Raw genomic sequence first — 16932 nt, 5'->3', positions numbered from 1 at the left:
GGGATACTCCCAAAGTGGCAGTATCCCCTGATGATGCTTAGGCCTTGGTCCAGTGGCGGCGTTTGGCCGCCTGCAGCTTCTCGTAGGCCGCCAGCAGCGCCTGATGGGCCGGCAGCGCCTTCAGATCGGCATCGACGGCGAACAGCCCGTTGAAGCGCTCTTCACCGCTGATGGCGGCCGAGGCGGCGTCGACCGCTTCCTGACCGTACATTTTCACGAACGCGGTATAGTACTGCGCCGCTTCGCGCTCAGGCTCCTGCGCCAGCAGCAGCAGCGTTTGCAGGCAGCGGTAGTAGTTGCTGCGCGCCGGGCTCAGCACCGAGGCGTTGAAGTCCTGCGTCCATTCGGTCCAGATCAGCGCCTGATCCAGATCGCCGCCCGCCAGCGCCAGCATCGACTTCAGCTCGCCCACGCGCAGGGTATGCCAGGCGTTGTCTTTGCCGCTGGCAATGCCCAGCAGTTCGCGTACGCGGGTGAAATCGTCCAGCCCTTCGTCGTCCAACTGCTCGATCAGCGCCAGGTACTCTTCCGGCGCCCACTCGCTGCCCGGCAGCGCCAGCAGCGTATCGCGCAGGTGCGCGCCCATGCTGTTGTTGGCCAGCAGCAGGTCTTCCGCCGGATAAATGTCGGACATGCCCGGCACGATGATGCGGCAAGCGTAGACGCCCAGGTGCTCGTAGTCGGCGATGTACACTTCCGCGTCTTCTTTGTCGAAGATGCTCATCAGGGTGGCGAACTCTTCCTGCGTGCTGCCGCTGAAGTTCCAGTCAACGAACGGGTAATCGGCGTCCTGTTTGAACAGATCCCAGGAGATCAGGCCGCTGGAGTCGATGAAGTGCGTTTCCAGGTTGGTGTGTTCCGCCACTTCTTCGTCATCGAAGGTCGGTGCGGTGAACACGTCGAGATCTTTCAGGCTGCGGCCCTGCAGCAGTTCGGTCACCGTGCGCTCCAGCGCCACGCCGAAGTCCGGGTGCGCGCCGAACGAAGCGAAGCAGGTGCCGTTGGTCGGGTTAAACAGCACCACGCAGATCACCGGGTAGTTGCCGCCCAGCGAGGCGTCATAGGAGAGGATCGGGAAACCTTCCTCTTCCAGTTTGGCGATGGCTTCCACCACGCCTGGGTAACGGTTCAGCACGTCGTCCGGGATCGCCGGCAGGCTGATGGATTCGGCGATGATGCGGTTTTTCACATAGCGCTCGAACACTTCCGACAGGCCCTGCACGCGCGCTTCGTTGGCGGTGTTGCCGGCGGACATGCCGTTGGAAACATACAGGTTGCCGATGATGTTCATCGGAATGTACACGGTTTGCTGGTCGGACTGACGGGTAAACGGCAGCGCACACACGCCGCGATCGGCGTTGCCGGACTGCAGATCGACAAGATCGCTGGCGCTCAGCTCTTGCTGCGGATCGTAGAAGGCGTGCAGGCGTTCGTCGAGGATGCCGGCCGGCAGCGCGTCGTCTTCAGGGATCGGGAACCATTTCTCATTCGGGTAGTGCACGAAATCGCCTTCGGCGATCTGCCGGCCCAGATAGAAATCGGCGAAGAAGTAGTTGGTGGACAGGCGCTCGAAATATTCACCCAGCGCGGAGGCCAGCGCGGCTTTTTTGCTGGCGCCTTTGCCGTTGGTGAAGCACAGCGGGCAATCGCGATCGCGAATGTGCACTGACCACACGTGCGGCACCGGGTTCAGCCAGGAGGCTTCTTCGATGTTGAAACCGAGATCGCTCAGTTTCTGCTGGAAACGGGCGATGGAGTCTTCCAGGGCGGCGTCTTTACCGGGGATAAAAGTTTGCGTCATTGTCTTCACTTTTTGCGCGTACTAAAAACGCGCAATGATACGGGGTTTTACGCTGGAGCTCCACGTATTCCTAAAGCGGCGGCAAAGTCACAGTTTTTTTAAGGATAAAGGCCATAATTCAGCGAGTTATCTGTCACGGAGAAATCTAATGAAATCAGTGAAACTCAGCGCGTTAACCCTCCTGTTGACCGGCTTCAGCGCCTCGGCGCTGGCGCTGCCCAACATCACTCTGCTGGCGACCGGCGGCACCATCGCCGGCGGCGGCGATTCGGCGACAAAATCCAACTATACGGCGGGCAAGCTGGGCGTCGAGGCGTTGGTCGATGCGGTGCCGGCGCTGAAAAACATCGCCAACGTGCAGGGGGAGCAGGTGGTGAACATCGGTTCGCAGGACATGAACGATCGGGTCTGGCTGACGTTGGCGAAGAAAATTGACGCCGACTGCGGCAAGACCGACGGCTTCGTCATCACCCACGGCACCGATACGTTGGAAGAGACGGCCTACTTCCTCGATCTGACGGTGAAGTGCGATAAGCCGGTGGTGCTGGTGGGGGCGATGCGGCCGGCGACGGCGATGAGCGCCGACGGTCCGTTCAACCTGTATAATGCGGTGGTGACGGCGGCGGATCCGCAATCGGCCAACCGCGGGGTGCTGGTGGCGATGAACGACACGGTGCTGGATGCGCGCGACGTCACCAAGACCAACACCACCGCCGTGCAGACCTTCCAGTCGCCAAACTACGGCCCGCTGGGGTATATCCACAACGGCAAGATCGATTACCAGCGCTCGCCGCAGCGCAAGCATGCCCGTGATACGCCGTTCGATGTCAGCAAGCTGAACGAACTGCCGAAGGTTGGCATCGTCTACAACTATGCCAACGCCTCCGATGCGCCGGCCAAGGCGCTGATCGCCGAAGGCTATCAGGGCATCGTCAGCGCCGGGGTCGGCAACGGCAACCTGTATAAAACGGTGTTCGACACCCTGGCGACGGCGGCGCACAACGGTGTGGCGGTGGTGCGTTCATCGCGTGTGCCAACCGGCGCCACCACCGAAGATGCGGAAGTGGACGACGCCAAGTACGGCTTTGTTGCCGCCGGCACGCTGAATCCGCAAAAAGCGCGCATTCTGCTGCAGCTGGCGCTGACGCAAACCAAAGACGCGAAGCAAATTCAGCAGATGTTCAATCAGTACTGATCGTTTTCTCTTCTGCGGGGGCCGACCGGGGCTCCCGCAGCCATCTTGGCTGAATACAGCATAAAACACCGCGTTAACCCGCTGAATTTCCCCATGTCGCAGGGTTTTATCGTCCAAACAATCGCGACGGCCGCAGAGCCTTTCATCACCCGGCGCGGCCGTTTGCCGCCGACGGGCGAATAAGCGTTGCAGCCATGGGGCGTGAGTGATAAAACCGATGGGTTGGTTAACGCGAGCGTTAACTTCGGGCGTCTTTTCGACAGGTCGCTTTTCTGCGGCGAACAGTGAATGTGGTGAGGGGAAATGACTCAGGTTTATAATTTTAGCTCTGGCCCGGCGATGCTGCCGGTGGAAGTGTTGCGTCGTGCGGAACAGGAACTGTGCAACTGGCACGGGCTGGGCACGTCAGTGATGGAGATCAGTCACCGCAGCAAAGAATTCATCGCCGTTGCCGAGCAGGCGGAACAGGATCTGCGCGATCTGCTGAAAGTCCCCTCCAACTATAAAGTGCTGTTTTGCCACGGCGGCGCCCGCGCGCAGTTCGCCGCGCTGCCGCTGAACCTGCTGGGCGACAAGGCTACCGCCGACTATATCGACGGCGGCTATTGGGCGCACAGCGCTATCAAGGAAGCGGAAAAGTATTGCGTCCCGAACGTCATCGACGTGAAAACCTGTATCGACGGCCTGAGCGGCATCAAGCCGATGAAAGAGTGGCAGCTCAGCGACGACGCGGCTTATGTCCACTATTGCCCGAATGAGACCATCGACGGCGTGGCCATCGATGAAACGCCGGACTTCGGCGACAAGGTGGTGATCGGCGATTACTCCTCGACCATTCTGTCCCGCCCGCTCGACGTCAGCCGTTTCGGCGTGATTTACGCCGGCGCGCAGAAAAATATCGGCCCGGCCGGCCTGACGCTGGTGATCGTGCGCGACGATCTGTTGGGTAAGGCTCGCAAAGAAGTGCCGTCGATCCTCGACTACACCGTGCTGGCCGAAAACGACTCGATGTTCAACACCCCGCCGACCTTCGCCTGGTACCTGTCCGGGCTGGTGTTCAAATGGCTGAAAGAGCAGGGTGGCCTGGTGGAGATGCAAAAACGCAATCAGGCCAAGGCCGAACTGCTGTACGCGACCATCGATAAATCCGACTTTTACCGCAGCCAGGTGGCGATCGCCAACCGTTCCTGGATGAACGTGCCGTTCCAGCTGGCCGATGCGGCGCTGGACAAGGTGTTCCTCAGCGAAGCCGAGGCCATCGGCCTGCAGGCGCTGAAGGGCCACCGGGTAGTTGGCGGCATGCGCGCTTCTATTTACAATGCCATGCCGCTGGCCGGCGTGCAGGCGCTGACCGACTTCATGGCCGACTTCGAACGTCGTCACGGTTGATCCCGTCAGCTCGCCAGGCGCGGGCTGCCTCAGGCTGTTGTCCTTTTGCATTAAAGCGGCTCCGGCATTATTCCGGAGCCGTTTCGTTTATCAGAATTGGAGAGTTTTGTTCACATGGTGGATTCCCTGACGTTACACCCGGTCGCCCTGGTCAATGGCACCGTCAACTTACCCGGCTCCAAGAGCGTTTCTAACCGCGCTCTGCTGCTGGCAGCGCTGGCGAAAGGAACGACCCGGCTGACCAACCTGCTGGACAGCGACGACGTGCGTCATATGCTGAACGCGCTGCAGGCGTTGGGCGTGAACTATCAGCTTTCTGCCGATCGCACCGTCTGCGAAGTGACCGGCGTGGCCGGGCCGCTGGTGGCCGAGCAGCCGTTGGAACTGTTCCTCGGCAACGCCGGCACCGCGATGCGCCCATTGGCGGCGGCGCTGTGCCTCGGCGAAGGCGACGTGGTGTTGACCGGCGAGCCGCGCATGAAAGAGCGCCCGATCGGCCATCTGGTGGACGCGTTGCGTCAGGGCGGTGCGCAGATTGATTACCTCGAGCAGACCGATTACCCACCGATTCGCCTGCGCGGCGGCTTCCAGGGCGGCGACGTCACCGTTGACGGCAGCGTCTCCAGCCAGTTCCTGACCGCGTTGCTGATGACCGCGCCGCTGGCACCGCAGGATACGCAGATCCATATCAAGGGCGAGCTGGTTTCCAAACCGTACATCGACATCACGCTGCACCTGATGCGCACCTTCGGTGTCTCGGTGAGCCACGACAACTACCGGGTGTTCCATATCCAGGGGCGCCAGACGTATATCGCGCCGGGTGAGTATCTGGTTGAGGGCGACGCCTCTTCCGCTTCTTACTTCCTGGCGGCGGCGGCTATCAAGGGCGGCACCGTGCGCGTGACCGGCATCGGCCGCAAAAGCGTGCAGGGCGACACCAAGTTTGCCGACGTGCTGGAGAAAATGGGCGCGCACATTACCTGGGGCGACGATTTTATCGAGTGCAGCCGCGGTGAACTGCGCGGTATCGACATGGACATGAACCACATTCCGGACGCGGCGATGACCATCGCCACCGCGGCACTGTTCGCCGAGGGGCCGACCACCATCCGCAATATCTACAATTGGCGGGTGAAGGAGACCGACCGTCTGGCGGCGATGGCCACCGAGCTGCGTAAGGTAGGGGCGGAAGTGGACGAAGGCGAAGACTACATTCACGTCGTGCCGCCGGCCAAACTGCAGTTCGCCGAGATCGGCACCTACAACGATCACCGTATGGCGATGTGTTTCTCGCTGGTGGCGCTGTCGGATACACCGGTCACCATTCTCGATCCGAAATGCACCGCGAAAACCTTCCCGGACTATTTCGAACAGCTGGCACGCATCAGCCAGCCGGCGTAACCCGTCAAATCGTTTATTTAAAGGCCCCTTTGTGGGCCTTTATCGTTTTTAACCGTTGGCGACCGGCGTTTCTTCTATACTTTTTCGCGGTTGTGCGCTTATTTTCAACAACCGGACAGTTCCAGGGTAACAGATCGCCGTAGGGCAGCGTATAATACGCCACCGTATTTGCCCCTGATTGGGCAGGTGACAGAGAGCGCGGCGCGCGGGCTTAGAGCCGAAGCGCACCGTGTCTCTGTGAGGTTTTCTACCTGAAGGAGAGAGAAATGACGGCTACAGCCCCGGTGATAACCGTTGATGGACCAAGTGGCGCAGGCAAAGGCACGCTGTGTAAAGCGTTGGCCGAGTCCCTTGGTTGGCGTTTGCTGGATTCCGGCGCGATCTATCGCGTGCTGGCGCTGGCGGCGTTGCATCATCAGGTGGATATCACTTCTGAGGAAGCGCTGGTTCCGCTGGCCGCACATCTCGATGTTCGCTTCGTTGCCCAGGACGGCAAGCTGCAGGTGATTTTGGAAGGTGAGGACGTCAGCAATGAGATCCGCACCGAAACCGTCGGCAACACGGCGTCGCAAGCGGCGGCGTTTCCGCGCGTGCGCGAGGCGCTGCTGCGCCGCCAGCGTGCATTCCGCGAAGCGCCCGGCCTGATTGCCGATGGCCGCGACATGGGCACGGTGGTGTTCCCGGACGCACCGGTCAAGATTTTCCTCGACGCCAGCTCGGAGGAGCGCGCGCACCGCCGCATGCTGCAGTTGCAGGAGAAGGGCTTTAATGTTAACTTTGAACGTCTTTTAGCCGAGATAAAGGAACGGGACGACCGTGACCGTAATCGGCCTATCGCGCCTCTGGTGCCCGCTTCTGACGCCCTCGTGCTGGATTCTACCAGCATGTCGATCGAAGAAGTGATCCGGCAGGCGTTGACGTATGCACAGAAAGTGTTGGCGTTGCCGCAGCAATAAGCGCGGCGGCGCTATTGGCTTTTTGTCATATTTGTCATAGCGGTATCGCAATATATCGGGTAAAATTTTACCCCTGTAACCTTAAACCCTGTCGGCATGGAGCCAATGGCGGGGTATGTGAAACAACCCCATTCGGCGGGACGCTAAATGGACGTTAAACTAAAGAACCCTGAAGATTAACAACATGACTGAATCTTTCGCTCAACTCTTTGAAGAATCCTTAAAAGAAATCGAAACCCGCCCGGGTTCCATCGTTCGTGGCGTCGTTGTTGCTATCGACAAAGATATCGTACTGGTTGACGCCGGTCTGAAATCTGAGTCTGCCATCCCGGCTGAGCAATTCAAAAACGCCCAGGGCGAGCTGGAAATCCAGGTTGGTGACGAAGTTGACGTTGCTCTGGATGCTGTTGAAGACGGCTTCGGTGAAACCCTGCTGTCCCGTGAGAAAGCTAAGCGTCACGAAGCTTGGATCACGCTGGAAAAAGCATACGAAGAAGCTGAGACTGTAACCGGTGTTATCAACGGCAAAGTGAAGGGTGGCTTCACCGTCGAGCTGAACGGCATCCGCGCGTTCCTGCCAGGTTCCCTGGTTGACGTGCGTCCGGTACGTGACACTCTGCACCTGGAAGGCAAAGAGCTTGAGTTCAAAGTCATCAAGCTGGATCAGAAGCGCAACAACGTTGTCGTTTCTCGCCGTGCGGTTATCGAATCCGAGAACAGCGCTGAGCGCGATCAACTGCTGGAAAACCTGCAGGAAGGCATGGAAGTTAAAGGTATCGTTAAGAACCTCACTGACTACGGTGCATTCGTTGATCTGGGCGGCGTAGACGGCCTGCTGCACATCACTGACATGGCTTGGAAACGCGTTAAGCACCCAAGCGAAATCGTCAATGTTGGCGATGAAATCACTGTTAAAGTGCTGAAGTTCGACCGCGAGCGTACTCGTGTATCCCTGGGCCTGAAACAGCTGGGCGAAGATCCATGGGTTGCTATCGCGAAACGTTACCCAGAAGGCACCAAGCTGACTGGTCGTGTAACCAACCTGACTGATTACGGCTGCTTCGTAGAAATCGAAGAAGGCGTTGAAGGTCTGGTACACGTTTCTGAAATGGATTGGACCAACAAAAACATCCATCCGTCCAAAGTTGTTAACGTGGGCGACGTAGTGGAAGTGATGGTTCTGGACATCGATGAAGAACGTCGTCGTATCTCCCTGGGCCTGAAGCAGTGCAAATCCAACCCATGGCAGCAGTTCGCAGAAACCCACAACAAGGGCGACCGCGTTGAAGGTAAAATCAAGTCTATCACTGACTTCGGTATCTTCATCGGCCTGGACGGCGGCATCGACGGCCTGGTTCACCTGTCTGACATCTCCTGGAACGTTGCAGGCGAAGAAGCAGTACGTGAATACAAGAAAGGCGACGAAATCGCAGCGGTTGTTCTGCAGGTTGACGCAGAGCGCGAGCGTATCTCCCTGGGCGTGAAGCAGCTGGCTGAAGACCCGTTCAATAACTACCTGTCTATGAACAAGAAAGGTGCTATTGTTACTGGTAAAGTCACTGCAGTTGACGCCAAAGGTGCTACAGTTGAATTGGCAGGCGGCGTAGAAGGGTACCTGCGTGCATCTGAAGCCTCTCGCGACCGCATTGAAGATGCAACTCTGGTTCTGAACGTAGGTGACGAAGTTGAAGCTAAATTCACCGGCGTTGACCGTAAGAACCGCGTTGTAAGCCTGTCCGTACGTGCTAAGGACGAAGCTGACGAGAAAGACGCCATCGCAACTGTTAACAACAAACAGGAAGAAGGCAACTTCTCTAACGCAATGGCTGAAGCTTTCAAAGCGGCTAAAGGCGAGTAATGACGGGGGGCGGTTTTTGACCGCCCCGATACGGTAGTTTAGCTGCAAAGCTTGGAGGTACTATGACCAAGTCTGAACTTATTGAAAGACTTGCTGGCCAGCAATCTCATATTCCGGCGAAGGCCGTTGAGGATGCAGTGAAAGAGATGCTTGAGCACATGGCCGCAACGCTGGCCGAGGGCGAACGCATTGAGATCCGCGGATTCGGCAGTTTTTCTCTTCACTACCGTGCCCCGCGTGTAGGCCGCAACCCGAAAACCGGTGACAAAGTTGAGCTGGACGGCAAGTACGTTCCTCACTTCAAGCCAGGTAAAGAGTTGCGTGACCGCGCCAATATCTATGGCTAGTCGCTGACTGCTCATAGCGTTGTTGCTTGTAAAGAATATAAAACGGTGCCTTTAAGGCGCCGTTTTTTTTCGCCTGCGATTCTCTGCGAGCCGCTTGTGAATTGCGTACTGCACCGCATATGCGGTGTGGCTGCTGCATAGGCCTCTCTTATCCTGCCATGCTCACCGCATCTTCGTTAAAGCCTGCTGGCGGCGACATATCACCTCAACGATCCTGCTTGCTTGCCGTGACGCGTTTTTGCTCATGGTGGAGCCGATGGGAGAAGAGCGATCAAAATTTCGCTGGATCTGGCGATATTCGCCGTTATCTGCGGCATCCTGCCGCTGCTGGTTTTACCGCGGTTGCCAGAGCCATGGCTGCTGTGGCCGATGCTGTTTGTCGCTGGTTTACTGCTGCGCACCCGTTGGCCGGTCTGCCGTTATTTGGCCTGTCTGGGTTTTGGATTCATATGGGCGGTTTTCAACGCCGGAAGCCTGCTTGGGCAAATGGAGCGCCTAAGCCGCATGCCAGATGTAACGGCGGTGGCGCAGGTAAGCAGCGTCGCACTGAAGCCTGCCGCCAGTAAGCAGACGCTGATGCGCATCGAACGAGTCGACGGCCATTGGTTGGTGCCTGCACTGGCGTTTACCACGACGTGGGCCCCAGAACGGCAGCGGCTGTGCGCCGGGCAGCGTTGGCAGTTGAAACTGCGTTTGCGGCCGGTGCATGGCAAGCTCAATGAAGGCGGTTTTGACAGTCAGCGTTGGGCAATCGCACAGCGCCAACCCTTGACCGCGCAGGTCAGGCAGGCTCGTTTGCTGGATGGCGATTGCGGCCTGCGCCAGCGGATAATCAGCCATGCGGAAACCAACATCGGTGAATTGCGTTACAAGGCGGTGTTGCTGGCGCTGGCGTTTGGTGAGCGAACCGCACTGGAACAGGCTTTGCGCACGCTGATGCTGAAAACCGGCATTGCACACCTGATGGCCATTTCGGGGCTACATGTGGCGATGGTCGCTATTTTGTTTTGGGCGGTGCTGCGTGTGCTGCAGTTTTTTCTTCCCGCCCATCTGATTGGTTACCGCTTTCCGCTGGTCGCGGGCTGGGTGGCGACGCTGATCTATGTTTGGTTGGTGGGCGCCCAACCGCCGGCGGTACGCACCGCGCTGGCGATGACGCTGTGGATGCTGCTGCGCTTGCGCGGCGTTCATTGTTCTTCCTGGCAAGTGTGGCTGTGGTGCGTCGGGCTGATTTTGCTGTGCGATCCGCTGGCGGTATTGTCAGACAGTTTTTGGCTGTCGGTGCTGGCCGTGGGCTGCCTGATTTTTTGGTTCGAATGGGCGCCGCTCGGCGAGCGATTTCGTTCGGCCTGGTATTGGGCGCCGGTACGCTGGCTGCATATTCAGCTGGGCATGACGCTGTTGCTGGTACCGATGCAAGTTGCGCTGTTTTTAGGCCTGACGCTGACCTCGCTGCCGGCCAATCTTTGGGCGGTGCCCATCGTTTCATTGGTGACGGTGCCGTTGATTTTGCTGGCGGTGATCGGCGGCGTCTTCCCCTCGCTAAGTTACGGGCTTTGGTGGTTGGCCGATTTCACGTTGAGCTGGGTGTTTGTGCCGTTGCATTACCTGCAGCGCGGCTGGGTGGATTTGGGGGCTGCCTCGTTGCTGGCCAGCGTAGGGGGCTGGCTTATCGTTATCTGTTGGCGCTTTCATTGGTGGTGGCGCTACGCGCCGGGGCTGGCGACGATAGCGATATGCTGCGTGCTGTGGCGGGGAAAAGACCCTGGATACCGATGGCGCGTCGATATGCTTGATGTCGGGCACGGCCTGGCGATGGTGATAGAGCAAAACGGCAAAGGCATATTGTATGACACCGGCGATCGTTGGCCTGCAGGCAACGCCGCCGAGCGGCATATTTTGCCGATGCTGAAATGGCGAGGCATTGAACTGGAACAGATCATTATCAGCCATGCTCATCTCGATCATATCGGCGGGCTGCCGACGGTACGGAGCGCGTTTCCACAGGCGACGGTGCGCAGCCCGATACGCGGCGAGGGACACTTGCCCTGCATCGCAGGCGAGCGTTGGCGCTGGCAGTCGTTGCAATTCGAGGTGCTGTGGCCGCCGAAAACGCTCAAAAGGCCGGTCAATGACGACTCCTGCGTGATTCGCATCGACGACGGGAAATACAGCCTGCTGCTTACCGGCGACGCGGAAAAGAAGGCGGAGGCACAGCTGATTCGATTGCGCCGCGACCGTTTAGCGGCCACGGTATTGCAGGTGGGGCACCATGGCAGCAGAACGTCTTCGACGCCGCCGTTTCTGCGCGCGGTCAATCCTGAGGTGGCGCTGGCGTCAGCATCTCGTTACAACAAATGGCGATTGCCGGCGCGTAAGGTGGTCGCCAGATACCGGGCAAATGGCATTACATGGCGTGATACGACGCGCTCCGGCCAGTTATCGGTACTTTTTTTCGACAACGATTGGCAAATTAAAGGCTTTCGCGAACAATTAATGCCCCGTTGGTACCATCAGCGGTTTGGCGTAGAGGGTGATAATGAGTAAAATAGGCCGCTATTTCTTCCGATGCTGGTATTTGCATGATGAATGATAAAGATCTCTCGACCTGGCAGACGTTCCGTCGACTCTGGCCGATGATCACTCCTTTTAAGACCGGGCTGATTGTGGCCGCCATTGCGTTGATTATGAACGCAGCGGGGGACACGCTGATGCTGTCTCTGCTTAAACCGCTATTGGACGATGGGTTTGGAAAAACCGACAGCAGCGTGCTGGTGTGGATGCCGCTGGCGGTGATTGCGCTGATGCTGATGCGCGGCGTGACCAGCTTTGTTTCAAGCTACTGCATTTCCTGGGTTTCCGGCATGGTGGTGATGCAGATGCGCCGCCGCCTGTTTGGCCACATGATGAGAATGCCGGTGGCCTTCTTCGATCAGCAGTCCACCGGGACGCTGCTGTCGCGCATTACCTATGATTCCGAGCAGGTGGCTTCCTCCTCTTCCAGCGCGCTGGTGACCGTGGTGCGTGAAGGGGCTTCGATTATTGGCCTGTTCATCATGATGTTCTACTACAGCTGGCAGCTGTCGGTGATCCTGATCGTGCTGGCGCCGATCGTTTCCATCGCCATTCGCCTGGTGTCCAAGCGTTTCCGCAACATCAGCAAGAACATGCAGAATACCATGGGGCAGGTGACCACCAGCGCCGAACAGATGCTGAAAGGCCATAAAGAAGTGCTGATCTTCGGTGGCCAACAGGTGGAAACCGAGCGCTTTAACTCGGTCAGCAACCGCATGCGTCAACAGGGCATGAAACTGGTCTCCGCGTCTTCGATTTCCGATCCGATCATTCAGCTGATCGCTTCGCTGGCGCTGGCGTTCGTGCTGTTTGCCGCCAGCTTCCCAAGCGTGATGGAAACCCTGACCGCCGGGACCATCACCGTGGTGTTCTCGTCGATGATCGCGCTGATGCGTCCGCTGAAGTCGCTGACCAACGTGAATGCCCAGTTCCAGCGTGGGATGGCGGCCTGCCAGACGCTGTTCTCTATTCTGGATATGGAACAGGAAAAAGACACCGGCACCCGCGAAGTGAAGCGTGCGAAAGGCGATATCGAATTCCGCAACGTTACCTTCTACTACCCGTCCAAGGAAACGCCGGCGCTGCGTGATATCAACCTGAAAATTGCCGAAGGCAAGACCGTAGCACTGGTGGGGCGCTCGGGTTCGGGCAAATCCACTATCGCCAACCTGCTGACGCGTTTCTATGATATCCAGGAAGGCGAAATCCTGATGGACGGCCACGATCTGCGCGAATATACCCTGGCCTCACTGCGTAATCAGGTGGCGCTGGTCTCGCAAAACGTGCACCTGTTTAACGACACCATCGCCAACAACATCGCCTATGCGCGCGAGAGCGAATACAGCCGCGAGCAGATTGAGAAAGCGGCCGAAATGGCGTACGCGATGGACTTCATCAACAAGATGGAGAACGGCCTGGATACGGTGATTGGCGAAAATGGCGTGATGCTGTCAGGCGGCCAACGCCAGCGTATCGCCATTGCGCGCGCGCTGCTGCGCGACTGCCCGATCCTGATACTCGACGAGGCGACTTCTGCGCTGGATACCGAGTCCGAGCGTGCCATTCAGGCCGCGCTGGACGAACTGCAGAAAGATCGCACTTCGCTGGTGATCGCGCACCGTCTGTCTACGATTGAGAAGGCGGACGAGATCCTGGTGGTGGAGGACGGCCGCATCGTTGAACGCGGCGAACACGCCGCACTGCTTGAACAGCAGGGCGCTTATGCGCAGCTGCATCGTATGCAGTTTGGCCAATAATGATTGAGCGCATCTGGTCCGGCGGTTCGCTGCTTTATCTGGCGCTGCTGCCGCTCTCCTGGCTGTATGGCCTGTTCAGCTGGCTGATTCGTCTCAGCTATCGCTGTGGCCTGCGCAAAAGCTGGCGCGCGCCGGTGCCGGTGGTGGTGGTGGGCAACCTCACCGCCGGTGGCAACGGCAAAACGCCGATGGTGATCTGGCTGGTGGAACACCTGCAGCAGCGAGGCTATCGTGTTGGCGTGGTCTCACGCGGCTACGGCGGCAAGTCGGCGGTCTATCCCCTGGTGCTCAATCAGAATACCTCGACCCGCGAGGCGGGGGATGAGCCGGTGCTGATTTATCAGCGCACCGGCGCGCCCGTGGCGATCGCACCCAAGCGAGCCGAGGCGGTGCAGGCCTTGCTGCAACAACAGCCGCTGGATGCGATCATCACCGACGACGGTTTACAGCATTATGCCTTACAGCGTGATTTTGAGCTGGTGGTCATCGACGGCGTGCGTCGTTTCGGCAACGGCTGGTGGTTACCGGCCGGGCCGATGCGCGAGCGTGCCGCGCGGCTTGGCAGCGTCGATGCGCGCGTCGCCAATGGCGGCGTGGCGCAGGCCGGGGAGATCGCCATGCGCCTGCAGGCGCGTGATGCGGTAAATCTGCTGAGCGGTGAACGTCGCCCGGCGGCCGAGCTGCCGCGCGTGGTGGCGATGGCGGGCATCGGTCATCCGCCGCGTTTCTTCGCGACGTTGGAAAAGCTGAACGTTGAGGTGGTGCAGGAAGTGGCGTTTGCCGATCATCAGGAATATCAGCAGGCGCAGCTGACGGGGCTGGTTACCGCAGAGCAAACGCTGCTGATGACGGAGAAGGACGCGGTGAAGTGCCGCGCCTTTGCCCAGCCTAATTGGTGGTATTTACCGGTTGATGCGGTGCTACCGTCCGCTCAGGCTGAGCAACTGCTGCAGGATATCGAATCTCTGCTGACCAAGTAACCTCAGGATGCCAGCGTGACAAGCCCCAGGGCTTGCGCGCAGGCTTCCAGCGAACGCTGCTGGGTTTGCTGATACAGCGCCAGCTCGTCGATCACCTCACTGCCCAACGCTTGTTCAAACGCAGCCCGGCTGGAAGCGGCGTTGTACTGTGCGTGGCGGCTGTCCCCCAGATTTGACTGGAAAATCCCCGCTGCGCTGACCGGCAGAAAATCTTCATACACCAGCGGCTGGAAGCGAACGTGTTCTTTCTCGAGCAGTTGCTCCAGGGTACTGTGTTTATCCAGCGTCTCTTTGGCCGCCAGGCCGCATTCGGTCGGGAAATAGCGGAACCAGGCCAGCTGTTGCTCGCGCAGCGTGGCGTAATCATCAGGAAACGCCCGGAAGTTTTCCTCCAGCAGTTGATAGTAACGCTCGGCGTTCTTCTCGCTTGGCGGAGCCTGCAGCGCATCGTTGGTCGCCTGCAGCAGGCGGTCGTAGAGTGCGCGTCCTTTAGGCGTCAGTGCCACGCCGCGCTGTTCGATCTCGCCGAAGCGCGCGGTATGGTGACCAGCAACGGCGTGGCCGTCGCGCTCAACGAAATCGACGCTTTCTTCCAACGCCTTGAAGCTGGTCTGGCGCAGCAGGATCGCACGGCGGCGGCGCGGTGGGCCTTCGATGACCGCCTTGGGCGTAATGCCGCGGCCGGGCATCGCCTGTTGAACGCGATCGATATCCAGCGTGCGCGGTGTCAGGTGGTTGATATGCGGCCCTTTAAACGCCACGACGTCGGCGATCAATCGATGCTGATCGTGCAACTGCCGGTATTCTTCGGCGCTGACTGTCGCCTGATTGTGCCAGCGGAAGGTTTCCAGCGCTTGTTCGACAAATTCCTGCGCCTGCGCTTCATTCAATCCACCTTGCGCTTCCTGCAGCGCGATCAGTTCCAATGCGCGATCGGTAAAGATGCGGCGGCGCGCCAGCAAGCGCTCGGCCAGCTCACGCAGAGCGGGATCTTCTATCAGTTCCAGGCGCAGCAGGGAGGTGAACACGCGGAAAGGACTGATCTGCAGCGCGTCTTCATGTACGGCGCGAAAAGCGGTGGAGTGCACCGGAACGCCCGCTACCGACAGGTCATAGTAACCGACCGGCGCCATGCCCATCACCCGGAACAGGCGGCGCAGGGTGGCCAGCTCGCCTGCAGTGCCGACCCGGATTGCGCCGTGGCGCTCCATGGCGAGGCGTTCTATCTCGCCGGTGATTTGCAACTGATGAGCCAGAGCGGCATCTTCGCGCAGAACCTGTCGATTGGTTTCCGCCACCAACTCCAGCAGATCGCCGTACAGCGGTACCTCCTTTTGGTACATGTCCGACATCGCGTGGGAGAATCTGGCGCGGATTTCATTAGGTGAAACGAACTGCTGGGCGGTCATGCGCATAGCTCCTTGATTCAGCATAATCTGAAAAATCGTGTTTTTAGCGGCAAAAGTGCTGGCGAAAAAGTCGTCTGCCTTGTTTTCCCCTCAAGTTTAGCCATCTGATTTGGGATTTGTTATAGAGGCGCCAAGCATATTAGAGTTTTATGCGTTAGCTCTCATTTGCAGCGCACAGACGGACAAATGATGCGCCGGCCTGGGGGAAGAGGCGGTGGATGGGCTGCGAAGAACGGTAAATTAATTCATGTGTATTCAGGGGGATAAAAATAAATTCGGCGTAATGGCGAATTTAATGCAATAAACCTCTTGTGCATTCACCAGATTTATGAGTAAATGCAAATCGGCCTGTAATCCAGACCTACTTTATGTTCGAGTTTAGAGTTAAGCAGTTCCTCCAAAAACGTTATCATCCGATTCCGCTTCAAAGACGAACCTTCTAAGTACCTCCCATAAGTAATGTTTCTGAAATGGCCCCAATTGCCTCTTATGGCAGGTTTTGTAAATATATTTAAAGGTAAATGTAATGTCTAAGAAGACTGGTCAGGTTAAGTGGTTCAACGAAAGCAAAGGTTTTGGTTTCATTGAGCAGAACGACGGCGGCAAAGATGTATTCGTACACTTCTCCGCAATCATGACCGACGGTTTCAAGACCCTGGCTGAAGGCCAGCGCGTCGAGTACACCATCCAGGACAGCCCGCGCGGGCCGGCTGCCGCCAACGTAGTTGCTCTGTAAGATTACAGGGAACGCGTATAAGAGATCTTAATACAACCATGGTGACGCTTTAGCGCCGAGTCATGCGGAAGATATTAAGTTCAACAAGCCCGCCTTAGTGCGGGTTTTTTATTTTTTTTGCTCACGAGAGGTTTGTTACGAAAAACTTTAGGATGGGCTGGTAGCGTCCAGACAATATAAAAAATGACGTTGTCAAGGATGCTCAAGTAAAAGGATATAAGTTATGTTTAAAAATACTGTGTTAAAAATGGGCCGCGTGAAATGGTTTAATCAGGCCGAAGGCTATGGTTTTATTTCACCGGTAGATGGCAGCGACGAAATCTATGTCAATCGCAACGCTATCGCCAACACCAAAAATAAGTCGTTGAACGAAGGTCAGAACGTTGAGTTCTCGATCTATCGCAGCTCGCATGGGCTGTCCGCGGCAGACGTTATCGCGTTCTGATCGCATCCTCCTTCCTCGCCAGTGCCGGTGTCGCCACCCGCAAGCACTGGCGAAGATAAATCCCTCGATATCCACTATTATCAG

General features: G+C 57.9%; 13 protein-coding genes. 11 read left to right on the top strand and 2 right to left on the bottom strand.

Annotated elements, in window-relative coordinates; translation table 11 throughout:
* Positions 1–37 precede the first annotated feature (37 nt).
* Complete coding sequence (gene ycaO / locus HMPREF3138_RS19395; RefSeq protein WP_038880777.1) at positions 38–1801, bottom strand: 30S ribosomal protein S12 methylthiotransferase accessory factor YcaO; 1764 nt, start codon at positions 1799–1801, stop codon at positions 38–40.
* 148 nt (positions 1802–1949) lie between these two features.
* Here ycaO and ansB point away from each other — a divergent pair, with 148 nt between their 5' ends.
* The 9 genes from ansB (at position 1950) to lpxK (ending at position 14258) form a co-directional block, all read left to right on the top strand.
* Complete coding sequence (gene ansB / locus HMPREF3138_RS19390; protein ID WP_038880780.1) at positions 1950–2996, top strand: L-asparaginase 2; 1047 nt, start codon at positions 1950–1952, stop codon at positions 2994–2996.
* A 303-nt stretch (positions 2997–3299) separates the two neighbouring features.
* Positions 3300–4385 carry a 3-phosphoserine/phosphohydroxythreonine transaminase gene (gene serC / locus HMPREF3138_RS19385; RefSeq protein ID WP_038880783.1) on the top strand — a complete coding sequence of 362 codons (1086 nt, stop codon included), beginning with the start codon at positions 3300–3302 and terminating at the stop codon, positions 4383–4385.
* A 114-nt stretch (positions 4386–4499) separates the two neighbouring features.
* Entirely contained in the window at positions 4500–5786 is a 1287-nt protein-coding gene (gene aroA / locus HMPREF3138_RS19380; protein ID WP_038880785.1) for a 3-phosphoshikimate 1-carboxyvinyltransferase, read from the top strand.
* A 266-nt stretch (positions 5787–6052) separates the two neighbouring features.
* Complete coding sequence (gene cmk, locus HMPREF3138_RS19375; protein WP_004928270.1) at positions 6053–6742, top strand: (d)CMP kinase; 690 nt, start codon at positions 6053–6055, stop codon at positions 6740–6742.
* A 184-nt stretch (positions 6743–6926) separates the two neighbouring features.
* Positions 6927–8600: a 30S ribosomal protein S1 gene (rpsA, locus tag HMPREF3138_RS19370; RefSeq protein WP_004928267.1), complete on the top strand. Its 1674-nt coding sequence runs from the start codon at positions 6927–6929 to the stop codon at positions 8598–8600.
* Between the two features lie 62 nt (positions 8601–8662).
* The gene (ihfB, locus tag HMPREF3138_RS19365; protein ID WP_004928264.1) at positions 8663–8947 is read left to right on the top strand and encodes an integration host factor subunit beta; all 285 of its coding nucleotides are present in this window, start codon (positions 8663–8665) and stop codon (positions 8945–8947) included.
* A 276-nt stretch (positions 8948–9223) separates the two neighbouring features.
* Positions 9224–11494 (top strand): ComEC family protein, encoded by a 2271-nt coding sequence (locus tag HMPREF3138_RS19360; RefSeq protein ID WP_080213334.1) that lies wholly within the window; start codon positions 9224–9226, stop codon positions 11492–11494.
* A 35-nt stretch (positions 11495–11529) separates the two neighbouring features.
* Positions 11530–13278, top strand: coding sequence for a lipid A ABC transporter ATP-binding protein/permease MsbA (gene msbA / locus HMPREF3138_RS19355; RefSeq protein WP_038880790.1), 1749 nt, complete (start codon positions 11530–11532; stop codon positions 13276–13278).
* A complete protein-coding gene (gene lpxK, locus HMPREF3138_RS19350; RefSeq protein WP_038880794.1) occupies positions 13278–14258 on the top strand; it encodes a tetraacyldisaccharide 4'-kinase in 981 nt (326 codons plus the stop codon). Before msbA ends, lpxK begins: the two co-directional genes overlap by 1 nt.
* 2 nt (positions 14259–14260) lie before the next feature.
* Here the strand turns inward: lpxK and HMPREF3138_RS19345 are convergent, their stop codons facing one another.
* Positions 14261–15667 (bottom strand): 2-oxoadipate dioxygenase/decarboxylase HglS, encoded by a 1407-nt coding sequence (locus tag HMPREF3138_RS19345; protein WP_038880797.1) that lies wholly within the window; start codon positions 15665–15667, stop codon positions 14261–14263.
* Between the two features lie 526 nt (positions 15668–16193).
* On the opposite strand from HMPREF3138_RS19345, the gene HMPREF3138_RS19340 reads away from it, so the two are divergent.
* Together HMPREF3138_RS19340 and HMPREF3138_RS19335 are read left to right on the top strand one after the other, a co-directional pair.
* On the top strand, positions 16194–16403 hold the full coding sequence (locus HMPREF3138_RS19340; protein WP_019454537.1) for a transcription antiterminator/RNA stability regulator CspE: 210 nt from the start codon (positions 16194–16196) through the stop codon (positions 16401–16403).
* 223 nt (positions 16404–16626) lie between these two features.
* Positions 16627–16848, top strand: coding sequence for a cold-shock protein (locus HMPREF3138_RS19335; RefSeq protein WP_004928241.1), 222 nt, complete (start codon positions 16627–16629; stop codon positions 16846–16848).
* Positions 16849–16932: the final 84 nt, after the last annotated feature.

Source organism: Serratia sp. HMSC15F11, from assembly GCF_001808215.1.
Lineage (GTDB): Bacteria > Pseudomonadota > Gammaproteobacteria > Enterobacterales > Enterobacteriaceae > Serratia > Serratia nevei.
The sequence above is the reverse complement of the archived record's forward strand: the minus strand, read 5'-3'. Positions and strand labels throughout refer to the sequence as shown.